At 66.3% G+C, this 18,608-nt stretch carries 12 protein-coding genes; 4 read left to right on the top strand and 8 right to left on the bottom strand.

Annotated features, from left to right (window positions below):
- Both R5W23_RS19250 and R5W23_RS19245 read left to right on the top strand, forming a co-directional pair.
- Nucleotides 1-1,752 carry a methyl-accepting chemotaxis protein gene (locus tag R5W23_RS19250; protein ID WP_320687688.1) on the top strand — a complete coding sequence of 584 codons (1,752 nt, stop codon included), beginning with the start codon at nucleotides 1-3 and terminating at the stop codon, nucleotides 1,750-1,752.
- Nucleotides 1,753-2,076: 324 nt separating this feature from the next.
- A complete protein-coding gene (locus R5W23_RS19245) occupies nucleotides 2,077-4,518 on the top strand; it encodes a methyl-accepting chemotaxis protein (protein WP_320687687.1) in 2,442 nt (813 codons plus the stop codon).
- A 233-nt stretch (nucleotides 4,519-4,751) separates the two neighbouring features.
- Here the strand turns inward: R5W23_RS19245 and R5W23_RS19240 are convergent, their stop codons facing one another.
- The 6 genes from R5W23_RS19240 to R5W23_RS19215 all read right to left on the bottom strand — a co-directional run bounded on the left by R5W23_RS19240 (nucleotide 4,752) and on the right by R5W23_RS19215 (nucleotide 10,604).
- Entirely contained in the window at nucleotides 4,752-4,979 is a 228-nt protein-coding gene (locus tag R5W23_RS19240; protein ID WP_320687686.1) for a hypothetical protein, read from the bottom strand.
- A 218-nt stretch (nucleotides 4,980-5,197) separates the two neighbouring features.
- Nucleotides 5,198-6,156, bottom strand: a protein-coding gene (locus tag R5W23_RS19235; protein WP_320687685.1) for an IS630 family transposase whose coding sequence is annotated in 2 segments (ribosomal slippage) — nucleotides 5,198-5,820 and nucleotides 5,820-6,156 — 960 coding nt in all. Because the reading frame shifts where the segments join, the coding sequence is not laid out codon by codon here.
- Between the two features lie 60 nt (nucleotides 6,157-6,216).
- Nucleotides 6,217-6,393: a hypothetical protein gene (locus R5W23_RS19230; RefSeq protein WP_320687684.1), complete on the bottom strand. Its 177-nt coding sequence runs from the start codon at nucleotides 6,391-6,393 to the stop codon at nucleotides 6,217-6,219.
- 20 nt (nucleotides 6,394-6,413) lie between these two features.
- On the bottom strand, nucleotides 6,414-8,930 hold the full coding sequence (locus tag R5W23_RS19225) for a U32 family peptidase (RefSeq protein ID WP_320687683.1): 2,517 nt from the start codon (nucleotides 8,928-8,930) through the stop codon (nucleotides 6,414-6,416).
- Between the two features lie 144 nt (nucleotides 8,931-9,074).
- Nucleotides 9,075-9,950 (bottom strand): CPBP family intramembrane glutamic endopeptidase, encoded by an 876-nt coding sequence (locus R5W23_RS19220; RefSeq protein ID WP_320687682.1) that lies wholly within the window; start codon nucleotides 9,948-9,950, stop codon nucleotides 9,075-9,077.
- Nucleotides 9,951-10,475: 525 nt separating this feature from the next.
- The gene (locus R5W23_RS19215; RefSeq protein WP_320687681.1) at nucleotides 10,476-10,604 is read right to left on the bottom strand and encodes a hypothetical protein; all 129 of its coding nucleotides are present in this window, start codon (nucleotides 10,602-10,604) and stop codon (nucleotides 10,476-10,478) included.
- Nucleotides 10,605-10,723: 119 nt separating this feature from the next.
- On the opposite strand from R5W23_RS19215, the gene R5W23_RS19210 reads away from it, so the two are divergent.
- Nucleotides 10,724-12,790 (top strand): PPC domain-containing protein, encoded by a 2,067-nt coding sequence (locus tag R5W23_RS19210; protein ID WP_320687680.1) that lies wholly within the window; start codon nucleotides 10,724-10,726, stop codon nucleotides 12,788-12,790.
- A 74-nt stretch (nucleotides 12,791-12,864) separates the two neighbouring features.
- On the opposite strand, the gene R5W23_RS19205 is transcribed toward R5W23_RS19210, so the two are convergent.
- Both R5W23_RS19205 and R5W23_RS19200 read right to left on the bottom strand, forming a co-directional pair.
- Nucleotides 12,865-15,297, bottom strand: a complete 2,433-nt coding sequence (locus R5W23_RS19205; RefSeq protein WP_320687679.1) for a hypothetical protein — start codon at nucleotides 15,295-15,297, stop codon at nucleotides 12,865-12,867.
- A 251-nt stretch (nucleotides 15,298-15,548) separates the two neighbouring features.
- A complete protein-coding gene (locus R5W23_RS19200; RefSeq protein WP_320687678.1) occupies nucleotides 15,549-17,456 on the bottom strand; it encodes a BBP7 family outer membrane beta-barrel protein in 1,908 nt (635 codons plus the stop codon).
- 220 nt (nucleotides 17,457-17,676) lie between these two features.
- Here R5W23_RS19200 and R5W23_RS19195 point away from each other — a divergent pair, with 220 nt between their 5' ends.
- Nucleotides 17,677-18,015, top strand: a complete 339-nt coding sequence (locus tag R5W23_RS19195) for a PEP-CTERM sorting domain-containing protein (protein WP_010051472.1) — start codon at nucleotides 17,677-17,679, stop codon at nucleotides 18,013-18,015.
- Nucleotides 18,016-18,608 lie beyond the last annotated feature (593 nt).

The following is an 18,608-nucleotide window of genomic DNA, read 5'->3' as shown; positions in this document are numbered from 1 at the left end:
TTGGTACCCCACACCGGAGCACACGCCGAAGAACTGTACCGGTCAACGGTTGCGAACAACCGGGCGCGGGCCGATCGCCTGTTTGCCGGCCTCATGGTCGCCCAGTGGGGGTTGTTGATCGTGCTGGCGCTGGTCGTCAGCCCGCGCGCCTGGGCCGGTTCGGAATCGAGCGTTCACTTCCACGTTTGGGCGGCGGTCCTGCTCGGAGCGGCGTGCGCGGCCGCACCCGTCTACCTCGCGGTCAACCAACCGGGCGAAGAGCTGAACGGGTACGTAGTTGCCGTCGCGCAAATGGTCATGGGAATTCTCGTGATGCACCTGACCGGCGGGCGCATCGAGTCGCACTTCCACGTGTTCGCATCCATCGGCATGCTCGCCGTGTACCGGGAGTGGCGCGTCCTGGTGCTCGGCGTGGGAGTCGCGGCCGTCGATCACATCGCCCGCGGGTTCCTGTGGTGGCAATCGGCGTACGGTTCGAGTCCGTACAGCAACTGGCTCTGGCTCGAGCACGCCGCCTGGGCGCTGTTCGCGATGCCCGTGCTGGCCTGGATGTGCGTACTGAGTCAAAGCGAAATGCGGACCCAGGCCGCGCGCGAGGCCGCGCTCGCCGAAGCCGAACGAACGACCGCGGCCAACATGCGCGAGCTCGCGGCTCAGGCGCAGGAAATCCGCGAGCGCACGGACCGGGAAAATGCGGCGCGCACGGAGCGAGAGGCCGAGGCCGAACGCGCCCGGCAGACCGAGCGTGCGCAAGCCGACGAGTTGAAGCGAAAAGTGAGCGTCATCCTGTCCGGGATGAACGCGCTGGCGGCGGGCGATTTTACAGTATCTGTGCCGGCTCTGGGCTCCGACGACGTGGGGCAGATGGCCACCGCCCTTAACACCGCGGTGGGGAGCATACGTGCGGCCCTGGAAGGGGTGCGTGAGGTGGCCGAGCAACTGGCCGACGCGTCCGCACAAATGGCCGCGGCCAGCGACGAAATCTCTCACGGCGCTCAAGAGCAGGCGTCCAGCTTGGAAGAGACCGCGTCCGCGCTGGAAGAAATCACGTCTACCGTTAAACAAAGCGCCAACAGCGCCCAGCAGGCCCGCCAACTGGCCAGTGGGTCCAAAGAAGTGGCCGAGCGCGGTGGTCAGGTGGTGACCACCGCGGTCGGCGCAATGAGTGAGATCAACGGGTCGTCGAAGAAGATCGCGGAGATCATCACCACCATCGACGAGATCGCGTTCCAGACCAACCTGCTGGCCCTCAACGCCGCCGTCGAAGCCGCTCGCGCCGGCGAGCAGGGCCGCGGGTTCGCCGTGGTGGCGACGGAGGTGCGGAACCTCGCCCAGCGGTCCGCCACCGCCGCCAAGGAGATCAAGGCCCTGATCCAAGACTCCGTCAAAAAGGTCGACGCCGGAACCGAACTGGTCAACAAATCGGGGGACACCCTAGCCGAGATCGTCGCCAGCGTCAAACGGGTCACCGACATCGTCACCGAGATGGCCGCCGCTGGGAAGGAACAGTCCGCCGGCATCGAACAGGTCAACCGAGCAGTTGCTCAGATGGACAGCGTGACCCAGCGGAACGCGTCCCAGACCGAGGAGATGAGCGCCACCGCCCAGTCCCTTACCGACCAGGCCACACAGCTCCGCGACCTCGTCGCGCGGTTCAAGCTCAGCGGCACACCGGCACCCGCACCACGGGCACATAAGGCCGCCAAGAAAGGACGGCCCGCAACTCACGGCTCACGACAACGGAGCCGATAAGCCGGCGGCTGTGGTTTGTGCCGCGCGTTTATCTCACATCAAGAGCAACAAACAACTATCGTCTATCGATAAGTCATACGGGAGATCGTGCGCCGCTCGTTTTCCGCGTGGCGCCGCAGGGCGCACCACACTCCCTTCGTTGATCTGCAGGACCGCCCGTATCCGCAATGGGCCGCACGGCTTGATGTCCGGACATCCGGATCTGGTGCGTGCGTCGCGGCGGTTGGCTCCGACGCGAACAGCACCCGACGCGTCCGACGCTCGTGCGCGTGCCGCCCGGCGCCCGTGCGGGGCCGCACACGACCAACTACGGAGAACCGCCGCATGCACGCGCTGTGGCTCGCCCTCGGGCACCTGCCCGTTCGCAAGAAATTGCTGGGGCTGTCGGCGGTTTGGCTCGTCGGCCTCCTCGCCGTTCTCGGCCTGACGGTACACCTATCGGTCCAGGCCCGCAACATCGCCTCCGAAGAGTGCGGGAGCCTCAGCGCTCAGGACATGGCGCACACCCTCTCGGGGGTTCAGAGCATTTGCCGCCCGCTGTTCGACGGGCAGAACCAGATGATCGACTCCGCCCTCCGAGTTGCGGCCCACCAAGTGGCCGCGCACGGGGGGCTCTCGCTCTCTGCCGACGAAACGGCGGAGTGGACGGCGGTCAACCAGTTCTCCAAACAATCGGTGCCCGCTGCGCTGCCGAAGTTGCTCCTCGGCGACCGATCGATCCAAGGGAACAAAGATCCCAGCGTCCCCGGACCGGTGGTAGACGAGGTCCGCGCCCTCACCGGCCTCCACTGCACACTGTTCCAGCGGATGAACCCGAACGGCGACATGCTACGCGTGATCACCACGCACCAGACGGCCGACGGCCGACGGGCGAACGGCACGTTCATCCCCCGAACCAACCCCGACGGCCTGCCCAACCCGGTAGCCGAACGGTTACTGGCCGGGCAAACGTACCGCGGCCGGGCGCGCGTTCTGGACCGGTGGTACGTCACCGCCTATCAACCCGTGAGCGACAAAACCGGTGCCGTCATCGGGGCCATCTACGTGGGCGTCCCTCAGGACGGCATGCCCGGGCTCCGTGAAGCACTCGATAGCGTCCGGGTCGGAGCCAGCGGCCGGGCGTTCGTATTTGACGGCGCCGGCGAGTGGGTCTTCTCGGCGGACCCCGCCGACCGGGGAAGAAACCTGTTCGCCGCCGGTGCCAACGACCGAAACGTCGCTCTGCGCGAGGCGGGCACGAAGGCGAAAGCGCTCGCGCCCGGTGAAACCGGCGAGTTGCGGTGTTCCTGGAGCGACGACAAAGGCTCAAGCGACCAAGTGGTGCGGTACGTGTACTTCGCCCCGTGGGACTGGGTCATCGGCGTAAGTGTCTCGCAAGACGAGGTGACGGCCGCGGAGCGGCGCGTCAGCACCGCCGGCATCCGGACCCAGTTATTGGCCCTCGGAATCGGGCTGGCTGTGGTGGCGCTGAGCCTGCTCTGCGCCGTCGGCGTAACGCGTTCGATCACGCGGCCGCTCGAACAGGTGCTAGACGTGCTCGAGGATGTCGCCCGCGGGAACCTCGAACGGTCCGTCGAGGTACACACGAGCGACGAGTTGGGCCGCGTCGGTGGCGCCTTGAACGTCGCCATCGGCGCGCTCCGACAGGCCGAAGTGCACGACCGGGAGCGAACCGAACAGGAGCGCAAGCACCAGCAGGCCGAGCGGGAACGGACCGAGCGCGAGGCCACGGCCGAGCGGGAGCGATCCGAGCGCGAGCGGCAGCAGGCGGCCGAGACGGCCGAAAAGGCGCAACAACTGTTGGGCACCATGAGCGCCATCGCGGCCGGGGACTTCACCTGCCAGGTGCCCGACCTGGGGAACGACGTGATCGGTCAACTGGCGTCGGCTCTGAACCAAACGGTCGGGAGTGTACGTGCGGCCCTCGAAGGCGTGCGTGAGGTGTCCGAGCAACTGGCCGACGCCTCATCGCAACTGTCCGCGGCCAGTGACGAGATCTCCACCGGCGCGCAAGAACAGGCCAGCAGCCTGGAGGAAACGGCGAGCACGTTACACGAGATCACCGCAACGGTGCGCCGCAGCGCCGACAGTGCTCAACAGGCCCGCCAACTGGCGAACGGGTCCACGGAGGTGGCGCAAAAGGGCGGGCGCGTGGTGAGCGACGCGGTGGGCGCGATGGGCGAGATCAACGGGTCATCGAAGAGGATCGCGGACATCATCACGACCATCGACGAGATCGCGTTCCAGACCAACCTGCTCGCCCTCAACGCCGCCGTCGAGGCGGCACGCGCCGGCGAGCAGGGCCGCGGGTTCGCCGTCGTCGCCACCGAAGTTCGCAACCTCGCCCAGCGGTCTGCCACCGCCGCCAAGGAGATCAAGGCCCTGATCCAGGACAGCGTGAAGAAAGTGGACGCCGGCACCGAACTGGTCAACAACTCTGGGACCACACTCGCCGAGATCGTCTCCAGCGCCAAACGAGTGGCTGACATCATTACTGAGATCGCAGCGGCCAGCCGAGAGCAGGCTACCGGCATCGAGCAGGTGAACAAGGCCGTCGGTCAGATGGACAGTGTGACCCAGCGGAACGCGTCCCAGACCGAGGAGATGAGCGCCACCGCCCAGGCACTCACCGACCAGGCCACACAGCTCCGCGACCTCGTCGCGCGGTTCAAGCTCGGCGGCACACCGGAACCCGCGCCACGGGCACACAAGGCCGCCAAGAAAGGACGACCCGCAACTCACGGCTCACGAAACCGGAGCCGATAAGTGCCAACTGGTCAACACGCGCAGGCGTGCCAGAACGGCCACAAACGCGAATGGGTAAGGGCGGGCGATGCCGGCAACGGGTTAACCGAGTGCTGAAGGCCGGTACACAATTTGGCGCCGCTACCCGCCCGCGATTTTGAGTCAGAGATTCCACCTGCACCAACACCGGAAGAACATTTATCGTGGTGGCCCCTCTTCGCCCGTCGCGCTGACTATAGCCGGCCGATCGGTGCTCATCCTTTTCCCAGCACCAAATCCACGACCCAGCAGCCGCGGACGTGTGGTCCGGGTCCGCGGCAGTGGTTCAGGATGTCGTCGGAGTCGCACCCGGCGTCTTGGAGCGCGTCGGCCAGAATCGGCATCGCGGAGAAGCCGCGGGACTCGTACACCTGCGCCGCGAGGGCGCGAACCGTGTCGGTGCGCCACTGCGGGGGTAAGGTGGCGGGGCGGAAGGGGTTCATCACACAGCGGAGCAAAGCGGGCGTCGTCAGCGAGGTTTGGGGCAGATCAACGAGACATTCAATGGTGTTGTCTTCCGTTGCCGCCCAACGGAGGAGGCGACAAGCATCGCTCACTTGTGGGTCGAGTTCGGGTTCGCCCAGACGGTGCTGAAACCGAGACAAACTATTGCGGCGTTGTCGCACTTGCTCGAATGAACGTCTCCTATCCAAGAAAGCGTCTAGTCTCTTTTTAAGTTCAGTGTAGCGGTATTGATTCCGTATCCGCAGTGCCGGATGTACCGTCGGCACTCGTCGGGTGTGAACGCATCCACCGCTTTTCCCAAGAAGTCCCATAGGCCGTCGATGGTTCGCTTCCCGGCGGCTCGGAGCAACCCCTTGAGTTTGGAGAACGCCAACTCGATGGGGTTCAGGTCGGGGCTGTACGGCGGCAGGTACAGTACCTGGCCGCCCGCGGCCTCAATCGCCTGCTTGGCCGCGACCCGCTTGTGGCCGATCAGGTTGTCCATCACCACCACATCACCGGGCCGGAGCGTGGTCACCAAGATCTGCTTCACGTAGGCCACGAACAGGTCCCCGGTCATGGCCCCATCGATCACCATCGGGGCCGTCAGCCCATCGGCCCGTAGGGCCGCCACAAACGTCGTCGTTTTCCAGTGCCCGTGCGGAACCGGGCACACCAGCCGCTCCCCTCTGGGGCTCCGGCCATAACGCCGGGTCATGTTCGTGCTGGCCCACGTCTCGTCGATGAACACCACCTTGTCCGGGTCCAATGCCGGTTGGGTGGCCTCCCAATCGGCCCGCTTCTGCTTCACGTCCGGACGGTCCTGCTCGGACGCCCGCGGGACTTTTTTTTCACCGTCAGGCCGAGCTTGGCGACGGCTCGCCACAGGGTCCCGAGGGCGACCGCAACGCCCAACTTCACCTTGAGCTCTTCGAGGGTCATGTCGGGCGTTGCAGCGATGACCTCGCGGATCCGCTCGGCCGGGGTGTCGAGTTGGGGCACCCGGTTGTTGCGGCACGACCCGGGCTCGATGCGCCCGTCCTCCCGACGCCGCTGCTTGAGACGGCGTACCCACGACGCGCTCACCTTGTACCTCTCCGCGACGGCTGTGGTTCCCATCCCCGCATCACAGTCCTCAAGCACCCGCTTCCGCAAGTCCATCGACAGCGCGTTCATGGCATCCCCCGGTCGGATACCCCCCTATAATCGATTCCAAACTTCAGCGCTACGCTGAACTTAAAAAGAGACTAACGCATCGAGCATTCCTGACAGAACTTGCAGCGAGCGAACGGCCTCAACCGTGTTAACGCACGCGAGAACAAACAACCGCATTTTGCGGGCGCTGACCTTTTTCTTCAAAAATATCAGCATCGGCACCGCGTCTTCGCACGCGAGCCATTCCGCCTCGGTCATGGGTCGCCCTCCGGCTCGCCTCACAGCAAGTTCAGCGTTCCCCTCGTTACTCCTAACTGGTTCAGCGCCCGGAGTTGGCGCCACGTCTCGCGCCCGTCGTCTACGCCCACAACGACACGCGCGTATCGCGTGAGCAGCGGCCCCACCTGCGCCGGCGCCTCACGCAGCAGGTCCAGGCGGAACCGTGCTAACCCCAGCTCGCGCATCCGGCTCACGTACTCGGCGGCGCTCTGCGCGGCGCTGTTGAATACCGTGTTTCGGCAGCCCGTGTCCGGCAGCACCGGGAACGGAGCGCCGACTCGGTCTCGCAACTCGACCTTATGCGTCTCGCACGGGCGCCCACAATCGCGGTGATCCTTACCGGTGCTCAGGAACGCCGCGAACACACAGTGCTCCATGTGGAACATGGGCATGTGTTGGTGAATCACCGGTTCGAACCACTCCGGCCGCGACCGCCGCACCATTGACACGAGTTGGTCCCAGTTCAGATCGTAACTCGGCACCAACTGTTCCAGACCCGCTTCCAGAAGCACACTCGCCGTCAGTTCGTTCGCGACGTTGAGGCTGAAATCACCGATCAGCCGCGCGTGCGGCAATTGCTCACGGAAATAGCTAATCGATGCGAGGTTGCGCACCAGCACGATGTCAGGCTCGGCCCGCGCCACAAGCGACTGAAACCCGTCTTCTCCTGGCTTCCACACCCGCACCGGCGCCAACCCGACCGGCACGCCCGCGGCACGAGCCCGCGGGACCGCGTCCTTGTACCGGCGCAGGTCCTCGAAGTCGCAGTACACCGCAGCAAGTTTGGAAAGGCCGTCCGGCGGAGCCCACGCGAGTACGGCGTCGAGTTGATCCAAATTGCGCACGAGAACGGTGAGCGAAGCGTTGCCCTCACGATCATCCGCTCGCGCGCTGCTGCTCGGCAGGAGCGAGAACTCCCGTCGCAGTTCCGCCAGCGCGTTGGGGTTGTTGATCGCGTGCTTACGCCCGACGCTCCGCGCTTCGGCGAGTGCGGTCGCGCCTTGTCGGCGCAAGTCGTTCAGCACGCTCCGCGGCAGCATCACGCCCGCGGGCAGGTCGAGCGACACTTCGTCCAGTTCAAACGGCGTATCCCCGAGCCGCGACAGTTGCTCTCGCACCTCTCCGGCCGAAGTCGGCTGCTTGCGAGCCAATTCGAGCGGCCCAGCCCACGCCGCAGAGGATTCGCTCGCACCATCGGTCAAGGTCAACGTGAGAGTGCCACCAATCGCACCCTCCAGGCGCGCTCGAACCGGCACCCGGCGCGCCGGCTTGTCTTGCGAGTAGCTTTGCTCCAGTCGCTTGCGCAGCGCGGGGTCGTCCGTCTTGTACACGTCACACCCGACCGCTATCGACGCGAGATCGACCGCGCCGTCGGCGAAATACAGTTCCACCTGCCCAGGCGCCGCACGACGGACGCTCCACACCCGACCGCCCGGCTCTTGCGTGTCCGGTCGCCCCAAGTCGAACAGGACACCGTCTCCGGGCTTCACGAGGTCGTCGAACGCCTCGACCAGTTCCACCCGCGCGCCCCCGCGCACGAACCCGGACACGCGCCCGAGGCGCACCCCGCGGCTCTTGGGGAACCGCCCGCGAACGAGCATCTGGTGGTTCACGCCTTCCAAGAACCCCGGCGTTAGCCCGCGGCTGAACGTTTGCGCCAGGTCCAGTTGCTCGCGCCGCGGCAGCGTGAATGCGCGATCCGCGAGCTTCGTGTCGAGCGCCTTGCGATACGTTTGCGTGGTCGCGGCGACATACGGACCGCCCTTCAGTCGGCCCTCGATCTTGAACGAGATCACCCCGGCGTCCACCAAATCGCCGATGAGGTCGAACGCGGCCAAGTCTTGAGGGCTGAGCAGGTACGCGCGGTCGCCGAGGTCGCGCGCCTGCCCGTCGACGATCATCTCGTAAGGGAGCCGACACGCCTGCGCGCACTGCCCGCGGTTCGCGCTGCGCCCGCCCAGCGCCTCGCTCGTCAGGCACTGCCCGCTGTACGCCACGCACAGCGCGCCGTGAACGAACACCTCGACCGGGGTGGCGGTGTTCGCGGTCACCTTCTGGATGTCCGCCAGGGACAGTTCGCGCGCGAGCACGACCCGCTCGACACCGAGTTGCGTGACGAACGCGATGCCGCGCGGCTCCGTCAGCGTCATCTGCGTGCTGCCGTGGACCGGCAGCGTCGGGGCGAGCCGCTTGATGAGTCGCACCAGCCCCAGATCCTGCACGATGACCGCGTCAACCCCGGCCCCGGCGATGCGCTTCACGAATTCCGCGACCGCTTCGAGTTCGTCCGAGAAAATGAGCGTATTGAGGGTCACGAACCCCCTCACGTTCCGCCCGTGGAGGAACCGCATCACGTCGGACAGTTCGTCCGGTGCGAAGTTGGCAGCGCGTGCGCGCGCGTTAAAGTTGGACAGCCCGAAGTAGACCGCGTCGGCCCCGTTCGCGACCGCGGCGCGCATCGCGTCCCAGTCACCCGCGGGGGCCAAAAGCTCGGGCTTTGTGTTTGGAGCAGACATGCCAGGATTGTAGCAGAAAGGCGAAAAGCAATCTTATCCGCAACTCGACGCGAGCGGACACCGAGTTCGGAGACGGAATACCCTTCCGTCTCCGAACTCGGTGTCCGCCCGCGCCGGCTGGCGGGGCGGCTCAGTTCCGGCTTCTCAACCGAACGGTCGGTACGCGTCGTAGGCGACGACCGCAAGGTTGTGCAAGAAGTGCAGGAGTACGGCCAGCGGCAGTCCGCCGTACACGCGGGCGTATCCAAAAAACCCGCCAACCAGGAACAGGTACGGCATTCCGAGGATGTTCCCGAGGTGCGCGCCGGCGAACGCCACGGCGGTGAGCCAGATCGCCAAGTGAACGTTCAACGACCTCCGCAGCACGCCGAGCGTCATTTGACGGAAGAACAGCTCCTCTACAATTCCCGGCTGCACACAAATTAGCAGTACCGTAATGAGGGTCAGCTTCATCCGCTCCGGTTCGGGCGCACCGAGCGGTTTGAGCAACTCGCGCAGGAGCGTGAAGAACGCGAGGTTCAGGACCAACAGAATGCAGAGTAGGGGGAACGATGCGGCCCAGGTAAGCGCGGTCGTGCCCTCCGGCACCTTTTGCCGCGACGCCTTCCAAGCGAGCCCCAGAGCGAGCAGCGTCAAGCCCGTGGTCACGACCTCAGCGAACGCTTGGCCGGCGAGCAGGTCGTCACCCTCGGTCATTCCACCGATCGCCACGATCACCGCGCACCCGACCAGCGATGCGAGCAGCCCGAAGTACGCCACCGCCACCACCACCAGCGGCGGGATCAGGTAGGGGCGCCGTACCGGGATCGCGTACTCGGGTCGGACCGGGCGCCGGTCTTCGTAAGCATCCTCCTCGAAGGACGCGCGAACGGGTCGAGCGCGAGCCGGGCGGCGTCGGTTGTGTGGTCGGGTAATAGCCTCGGCATAGTTGCCGCACCACGGGCACTGTCCGGCGACCGGCTCGGCGGTCTCGCCGCACCGGCGGCACAGCAGTCGCCGTACCGGATGAACGATCGGCACCGCATCCGCCCCGTTATTGGTAGCCGGATCGCGTTCAACTTCGGAACCGGAAGCACTGCCCCAGTCCCCGAGCGGGGGCGGTTCGGAAAAGCGATCGGTGTCGTCGGGCGGCATGAATGTTCCGACGGTCAGAGCTTGCTCGCGCAGTGGGAACCGAGAGGCACCAAATTGTAGCAAACCGATCAAGGACCCTGGCAACAGTTATCCCGCAATTGCGGCACTTTTCTCAGAGCCGCTCCCGGCTTCAGCCGGGAGCCCCAACAGGTGCCGATCGCGCCGAACCGGCGCCGACGCCGTCGGCACACCGCACCGCGGGCCGGTTCACTTTTCCGCCGGAGCGGTCAGCACTGTGAGGTCGCCGGAGTAGCGCGGCCCGAGCACCTGCGTCACCTCTTCGAGGTCGAACTTCGCACCGCTCTTCAAGGTGAACTTCGCCTGCCGCGTCTTGCCATTGGTCGTGATCGTGTCGGGCTCTACCCACGGTAGAGTCGCGAGCCGCTCTTTGACGGCTTGCGGGCACGTCGCTCACGTCATGTCGGGCACTTTGAGCACCACCTGGTTCGGCGCGTCGGTCGCCATCGGCACGTCCGACCCGCGCGGCGCCGGCACGCACCCGGCCAACGCGAGAACAAGAACCATCACACGCGCACGCATGAAATCGCCTCCGAGAGAAAAGCTCGAAGTAGTTTAGCCGCGCTCGCGGCGCGGGGCACAAACTTGTTTGCATCCCCTGAAGGGGGTACGCTGCAAATGCACCCGTTAGGAGCTGCCCCATGTTCGCGCGCCGCCTCGTTGCCACGCTCGCTCTACTGTTCACTGCGGTGCCGGCGAGCGCCCAATCTGGTCCACAATTGCTCACCATTTTCCCACCCGGGGCAAAAGCCGGCAGCACCACGGAAGTGACTTTCGCGGGCGTCGGTTTCGACAGCGACGAAAAGCTGCTGTTCAGCGCGAAGGGCTTTACCGCTGAGCGCGTCGGCGTAGCGACTACCGATCCCAAGGCGCCGAAGGGCGCACCCGCCGCGAGCGTGAAGTTCAAAGTCACCGCGCCGAAGGGATTCGGTGGGACGTGCGATGTCCGTGTGGTGAGCAAGAGCGGCCTGAGCAACCCGCGTGCGTTCGCCGTCGGCAGCGACACGGAGGTGAACGAGGTCGAACCCAACAACGACGTACCGCAGGCTCAAAAAGTCGAACTCGACACGACGGTCAACGGCGTCGTGTCGGCGCCGACGGACGTGGACTTCGTCACGTTCAAGGCGAAGGCCGGTCAAAACGTCGCGGTGTACTGCCTCACAACCAGCATCGACAGCCGGATGCAAGCGGGCCTGATGGTGAGCGACGCCGAGGGCCGGCAACTCGCCTCGAACCGCAACTACAGGGGCGGCGACGCGGCGCTCGACTTCAAAGCTCCGAAGGACGGCGACTACACCGTGCGCGTGTCCCAGTTCGCGTACACGACCGGCGGCCCGGACCACTTCTACCGGCTCACGATCACGACCGCACCGCGGGCGCCCGCGACCTTCCCGCCGGTCGCCGAAGAAGGCGCCGGTTTGGCGTCGTGGCCCCTCGCCCCTTCGGCCGCGATGGTCGATCTGTTCGAGCCGCCTGCGCGTGAGGGGACGCCACAACTGGTGACAGCGAACCCGATCGTAACTGACGCCGGTACGAACCTCACTGCGGCCGAAGCACAGTTGGTCAAGGTGCCGTGTGACATCGCCGGGCGCATCGCCAAAAAGGGCGAGCGGCACTGGTACAGTTTCGCCGCAAAGAAGGGCGACGTGTGGACGCTCGAAGTGTTCGCGGAGCGCATCGGCTCCCCCGTCGATGCGTACTTCATCCTCACGGACGAAAAGGGCAAGGTGATCGTCGAACAGGACGACGGTGCGGACACGCTGAGCCCGAACCAGTTCTACACCAAGTCCGACGACCCCGGCCGGTACCGGTTTGCGGCGCCGGCGGACGGCACGTACAAGGTGATGGTGTCCACGCGCGAGGCGGCCGTGCAGTTCGGCCCGCGGGACCAGTACGTGCTGCGGATCGCAAAGGAGAAACCGGACTTCCGCCTGGCAATCATGCCACTAACACCGCACGTCCCGGATGCCGCCACACTCACCGCGGGCGGGGCGGTCGCGCTCGTGGTGTACGCATTTCGGTTCGATGGCTTCGACGGCGCGATCGAACTCGGTGCCGAGCAACTGCCCCGGGAAGTAAAGTGCCCGAAACAGGTCATCGGCCCGGGACAAACGCGCGGCGTGCTGGTGCTCACCTGCGAGAAGCCCGCAGCGGACTTCGACGGATTCGTCACGATCACCGGGACCGCAGGCAGTTTGAAGCAAACGGCGCGGCCCTTCAGTGTGACGTGGCCCGTACAGGGACAACAGGCGAACCAGCCGCCGCCGAACAGCCCGGTACTGACCCGCATGGACCGCGGCCCCGGATTGGCCCTCGCGATCCGCGGAACAGCGCCGTTCGTTCTTACGCCAACCGAAACGTCGTTTAAGGTGAAGGGCGGCGGTAAGTTCGATGTCACGCTGAAAATCACGCGCGACACCAGCTTCAAGGAACCGGTCGCGATTTACGTTGCCACCCCGGGATTCGGGCCGCGCCCGCAGGGGAACCAACCGTTCCCGGTAGTCGGTACTGCGCAACCCAATAGTACCGAAATCAAGTTGAACATCGATGTACCCGCGAACCTGCCACCGGGGACACATACGCTCGTGCTGCGCGGTCAGAGCGGGGCACCGACCCCAAAAGGCAACAACAGTGCGCCGCGCCCGCTCCCGAACTTCGCGGTGACGCCGCTTACCGTGACAATCGAAGGTGCCCCGAAGAAGAAATAGCCATCGCTTTAACAGCGACGTGCGGGAACGCCAGCACTTGCCAGCGTTCCCGCATGTTGTCGCTTCGTCATGAGTTACTCATCGGACTTTTTGCCCGGCTTCCCGGCTGGCGGCTGTGATCTCGGCGGCGCGGTCGGACGCGACGGAGCTGCCGGTGGCGCAACAGTCGGCCGGGGCGACGTGAGAGGCGGCTGAGCGGTCACGGGGCGCGATGCCGGCGGCGCGACCGGGGCTGGCTGTGGGAGCGGCTGAACCGGTGGTCTCGGCGCTGGCTGTGCGACCGGTGGCGCGGCAGGCGACTTCGGCATCGGTTGAGCCGCCGGTGCGGGCACTGAAGCCGGCGGATTCACCCTCGGCGGGGCCGAAGGCACCGCGGGCGGTTTCGAAGTCGGTGGCACCGGGCTCGGGCGCGGTTGCGTCGGAGCGGCGGGTAAGGGCGTCGGTTGTGGGTTCGTCCGCGGCGCCGGCGTGGTCGGCGGATTCACTTTCGGCGCCGGGCTAACTGGTGTGGGTGCCGCCGGTCTCGGTTCCGTCTTTGGCTGCGGGTTCGCCGGCGCGGGCGTCGGAGTCGGGTTGATCTTGGGCCTTGAGGGCATAACCGGCTCGGTCGATTGCTTCGGCTCGACCCGCGGTGGTGCCGGATTCGTCGCGGGCGCCGGTTTCGGCTCGACCTTCGGCACCACCGGTTGCGGACGGGTTGCGGGGTTCGTCGGCTGGCCCGGATCGACCTTCGGTTGCGGCCGTCCCGTGGGAGCCGCCGGTTGCTTCGGCTCAATCTTCGGTTGCGGAGGCGTCGCCGGATTGACAACGGGGTTCGGGCTTACCGGGGGCCGCGGCTGCGGGTTCGTCGCCGGGTTCACCGGCCCGCCACCAGCGGTCGGTTTCGGATCGATCCGCGTCCCCGCGCCGGGGGTACCGCTGCCGTTCGCGCGGAGCGGGTTGGGGGGCGGAGCCTTATCGTCGCTCGCCACACGCGCCCGGGCGACCGCGGCTTTCGGCACGTCGAGCTTGATCGACTGCGGCCGAACCGCCGGTTGCGCGGCCCCGCCGGCCCCGGGCGTAACCACCGGTTGGGGCTTCGACGCAACGGCCGTTTCGAGCTTCGTGCGCTGCGCGGCCATATCACGGAACTGCCGCGCCGCGACCGCCTCCTCGCGGCGCTGCTCGGCCGCCACCGCCTGGAACTTCGTTCGCTGGAGGTCGGGCGCGACCTTCAGCGGCGCGACCATAGCCACGTTCGCGACGTTCTGGTTCCCGACCGTCGGCGCCCCGTTCACCACCGTGATGTTGTTCGTCACGTTGTTGATGTTCGTTTGCGTGATCTTGTTGATCACCGTGTTCTGCTGCACCAGCGTGGTCGGCGGGCGCACCACGTCTCCGCGGTAGCGGCCCGCGTAAATGTCGGCCACGCCGGCGTTCCACCGCGGGCTGCTGCGGTGCTGAACCGAGTAGTAGCTCCACAGCGGGTCGTAACCCCAGTTCCGGCCCACGCCGAACCCGATGCTGAACCCGCCGCGCGGGGTAGCAACCCCGCACCACGCCGAGTACCCGCGGTCAACGTACCGCCCGTCGAAGTAGTCGCCGAAGTAGTAGTGCGTGTAGCCGCGACGCACGAACAGCGCGCCGGTCATACAAGGCTCACTCACAACGTACATGGGCGTGTACACGAACGCCGGCCGCGCGTACACCGGCCGCGTGAACACGACCGGGGCGAACAGCACGCCGCGGGTCGCCAGCGGGTAATCCCAGTAGCCGTCCACGAACACGTAGCCGGCCGGGCTCCAGTGATAACGAGCCGGCACCCATAGCCAGTCGCGCCGGTGCTCGACCCACACGCCCGGGCGCCAGACGTAACGGTTGCGCCACACCCACGACCCCGGCACGTAAACGCTGGTGGCGGTCGGCGCGACGACGGTCGGCCCGATTTCGAGCGACTGCGGCGGTTGCGGCAGGTACTCGATCTCCGGCTGTACCTGCGGTTGCGCGGGCTGCTGCGGCTGCGCCGGCGCAACCTCCTGCCAGAATCCGGGAACATACTGCCACCCGCCCTTGGCGTCGCGCCACGCCCCCGGCACCCAAACGCGCCCCGGCGGGGGCTGGCGCCAGAACCCGCTCACCCAGATGAACTGGCCGTTCTCCTCGTCCCAGCTCCAGTACCCCGGAATCCACTGAACGTTGTCGCCCTCGGGCTTCTGGTCCGGCGGCAGCTCTTCGATCGGTTCCGGCGGCTGCTTCGCCACGACCAGCGCCGCCGTCGGGGCTTCGGCCGTTGACGCGAACGCTTCGTGAACCGGCCCTTTGGCGAGCACTTCCATCCCGTCGCCCTGGCCCGCTTGTGCGGGTTGCCCCGGAGCCGGGAGCGGTAACGGAACGGGATCGGGTTGTGGCGCGCCGGGCGGACGCAGCGGGATCGGCTCCTGAGCCGGAGCGGTATTGATGACGGCCAGCGCCACCATAAGCGAGCCGAACACGCCGAGGGGCAGCACCTTCAGCACTCGTTCGGTCATTGGGAGATACCTCAAGAAGCAGCGGTGCGAATCGCGTGGGCTTAAGACAAACGCGGCAAGAGAGCAAACTTGCGCGTGTCACGAACGTCGGCCGGTATTCGTGCAAACAGGATACCGATTTATGAGAGTGGTGTAACGCGAAGAAGGCTCAGAAAACAAGTCAAATTGAAAAGTCGCCGGGTCGAAGACCGGAGGTATCAGGTCTGCGACTCGACGACTTGCGGAACCCCAACTTTACGACTTCCAAGCCACTACCAGCGCAGTTCCACCCCGAACTGGAGACCGTTAATCGCGAGGTCGGACTGCTTGAACAGCGGACGCGGTCGGTACTGACCCGAGAACCCCGCCGGCAACCCGTTCGGCACGAACGTGAGATCGACCACGTGGTCGATCTGGTCCCCGGGCCGGATCACGTTCGACCAGTAGAGGAAGTTGTACCCGCCGAACACACGAAAGTTCGGCGTCACCCAGTACCCGATGTTGAGCGTAAACTCTGGCGCCACGCTGAACTTATCGCGTTCAAACCGGCCCAGGTTCGGTCCGGCCGCGAGCAGCCCGCCGTTGTTGAACACGACCGGCACGCCGCCCGGTTGCCGGCGCACCTGAGACCCGCTGATTTCCAGCTCTTGATGGGTCGCACCAAGCGCCACCGAGGCGCGTGCGTCCAGGTCCCACCGGCCCCAGCGCCGCTCATACGCCATCCCGACCTGACCGCCGTGGAACTGGTTCCGCGTGGCGAACCGGTCCTGAACCACGATCTGCGTTCCGATCGGGTCCGGGATCAGGAGCCGCGTCCCACCGGAGCCGATCACGGTGATGTTCTCGCGAATGGTCAAGCTCTCGCGCAGGTTCAGGTGCCGGTAACCCGCGAACACCTCCGACCGTGCCGCACAACCTTTAATCCAGCACCAGCGGGCGTTAACGTCGGCCCCCCAGAGCCGGCTGTCGGCCTCGACCGTCAGCGCCCCGCGCAGAATGTCGGGCACCGCAACCGCTTCACCGTTCTCGCCTAGAGGCTGGTTCGTCCCCGGCACCAAGTTCGGGGCGTAAATCGGCCGCGTGATGAGCGGGAACCGATCCGGACTGATGGTCGTGCTACCCGACCGGTTACCCAGAAAGAAGAATCCGGCGTCGATGCCGCACGACTGCGCGTCGTCGAGCCAAGCCCCGGCCCGGAACCGGAACCCGCTCCGAGTGCTGTCAAGAAACGCTCCCGGGCCAACAAGCGCGGTGGTTCCGGGTTCGCCGAGGTAGCCGTTCAGCGCGGTGTTGGCGTTAGTAGTCGCGAGCACCGGCGTGGCGAACCCCGGAAGCCACCATTGAAGGTACTCGGCGCGTGCGAAGAACCGGTTTGCCAGTCCGGCGTCCAGTTCGTCCGCAACACGGAGATCGCGCGAGTTCCCGATCACCTCGCGCAGCGGCGGGTAGTCCCGCGACAGCCGCACCGGCGGCGAACCGAACGTCCCGCGCCTCTGCGTCGGAGCGTCGAACGCGCCGGCCGGGTACATGAGTTCCGCCGGCGCCGGCTCCAACTCGGGCTGCGGTTGCCCCTGCGGCACCGGGCGCGGAGTCGGTAGCGGGTTAACACCCTTCCAGTCCGGAAAGAGCCCCGGCTGTTGCGGCGGGTTCATCATCGGCGGTTCGGCCGACTTCGGGCGCACGGGGTCATCGGACTTCGGCCGCACCGGCTCCGGTTGCGCCGCGGGAAGCTCGCGCACCGGTTCCGTTGCCACAGGCAAATCCGGGCGCGAGATCGGGGGTTCCGGCGTGCCAGGAGCGTTACCCGGGTTGGGTAGTTCCGGGATGGCCGGGAGCGGCCCGAGAGACTCCCCACGCGGCCCGGCAGACTCAGACGGCGGCGGTGCGGGTTGCGAAAGCGGGACCGCTCCCGGGGGAGCGGCTCGGAAGGTCGGCTGCGGCTCTTTCGCCGCGGTCTGCACAACGGCAGGCGCCGAGCCCCGCACCGGGAGCCAAATCACCCCCGAGTCCGTTACCGGCGGTGCGCGCAGCGCGGCCGGGAGCAGGCCCGGTTCGCCCGTCCGGGGCGCAGGCGGCGCGGGAGGAGCGCCGACGGGGCGCCAGTCGCCGTCGGCCGAGAGTGCCGACCCGGCGGTCAGTGCGAGTCCCAGCCCGATCGCTTTAACCCGGAAGCGCTTCATGCCCGCCGCCCTCGATCACGGTTCACCCCCTTGATTCGGCTCGCGGGACGCACAACCCACAAACTTTCTCGGATCGTCGCGCACAGAATTTCCGGCACTGCTTCACCAATCTCACAGGCTTGCCTCGATCGCCACTCGTCACGGCCCCGAGGTCGGGTTGACACCAACCGGGCAATTTGGAATGGGCCGTTTTGTAAGTCGGCGGAGGAGGGCCGAAACCATGACAACGGCGAGAACACGAGCGAAATACGGGGACCGGCGCATGTGGGGGGCGCTGGCTGTACTTCTCGCCGGAAGCGCACCGGCTCAGGCCTTCTACTGGTACGATTGGCCCGGGAGCCGTGTGCCGCGTGAGCCGACGCTCTTAAACCCGACATCGCTGCTCACGCCGGACACGCCGCGCGAGCCCACCATCCCCAACCCGCCGAGCGGCCCGCCGGTCCCGGTCGATAAACCGCCGATCGGCCCGCCGGAGCACACCCCCGAACCGTCAACGGGTCTGATCGGCCTGATCGGTCTGGGTGCGGTCGCGGCACGCAAGTGGTGGAAGAAGCGCTAAGGCCGGAGCGGGATAACGCCCTCCCGTTTGTTGGCGCCGTCGGTCGGACATTCTGCGTATCGGGCATTGTTCCACCGCCTTTCTCAGATGCTGCACTTCCCGAAGTCCGAGGCACGCCCTGTAGGGCAGCCGGGACCGCGGTTCTCGTCCGGGAGGTGCAGTCCCGTGCGCACATCAAATTCGCCGCAAGACATTCCGCATCAATGTGTTGCATCGATCCAAAAGAGCACAACCGGGGCGTTACTCCGCTCGTCCGGCCATCGTATCCGGGGTTCAAAGCGGTGGATTCGTGGGTAGCAACCGCCCAGCGAACAGGTAGTCCGCGGCCAGTCACCCGCCAGCGAATGTCCCGTCGGCACCCCAGCACGACACCCAGATGTGAGGCAGGAGCCCCGTTGCGTCGGCGGTTCAGCAAAAAGCGGTTGGCCGTCCGGGTAATTCTCGGACGCGATCCGTGGGTAAGACCGGCAATCGGCGGTGACATCTGGTGCATCAACCGGCTGATGGCACCGGACGCGCTTCGACACCGGGCCGACGCCGGAACGCGATTTGATTGCGGCTAACGAATTGGGTGGTTGGTGTCGAAACGGCAC

It is taken from the genome of Gemmata algarum, assembly GCF_034097035.1.
Classification (GTDB): Bacteria; Planctomycetota; Planctomycetia; order Gemmatales; family Gemmataceae; genus Gemmata; species Gemmata algarum.
Note: the sequence above shows the minus strand (reverse complement) of the source record. Positions and strands in the feature narration are given on the sequence as shown.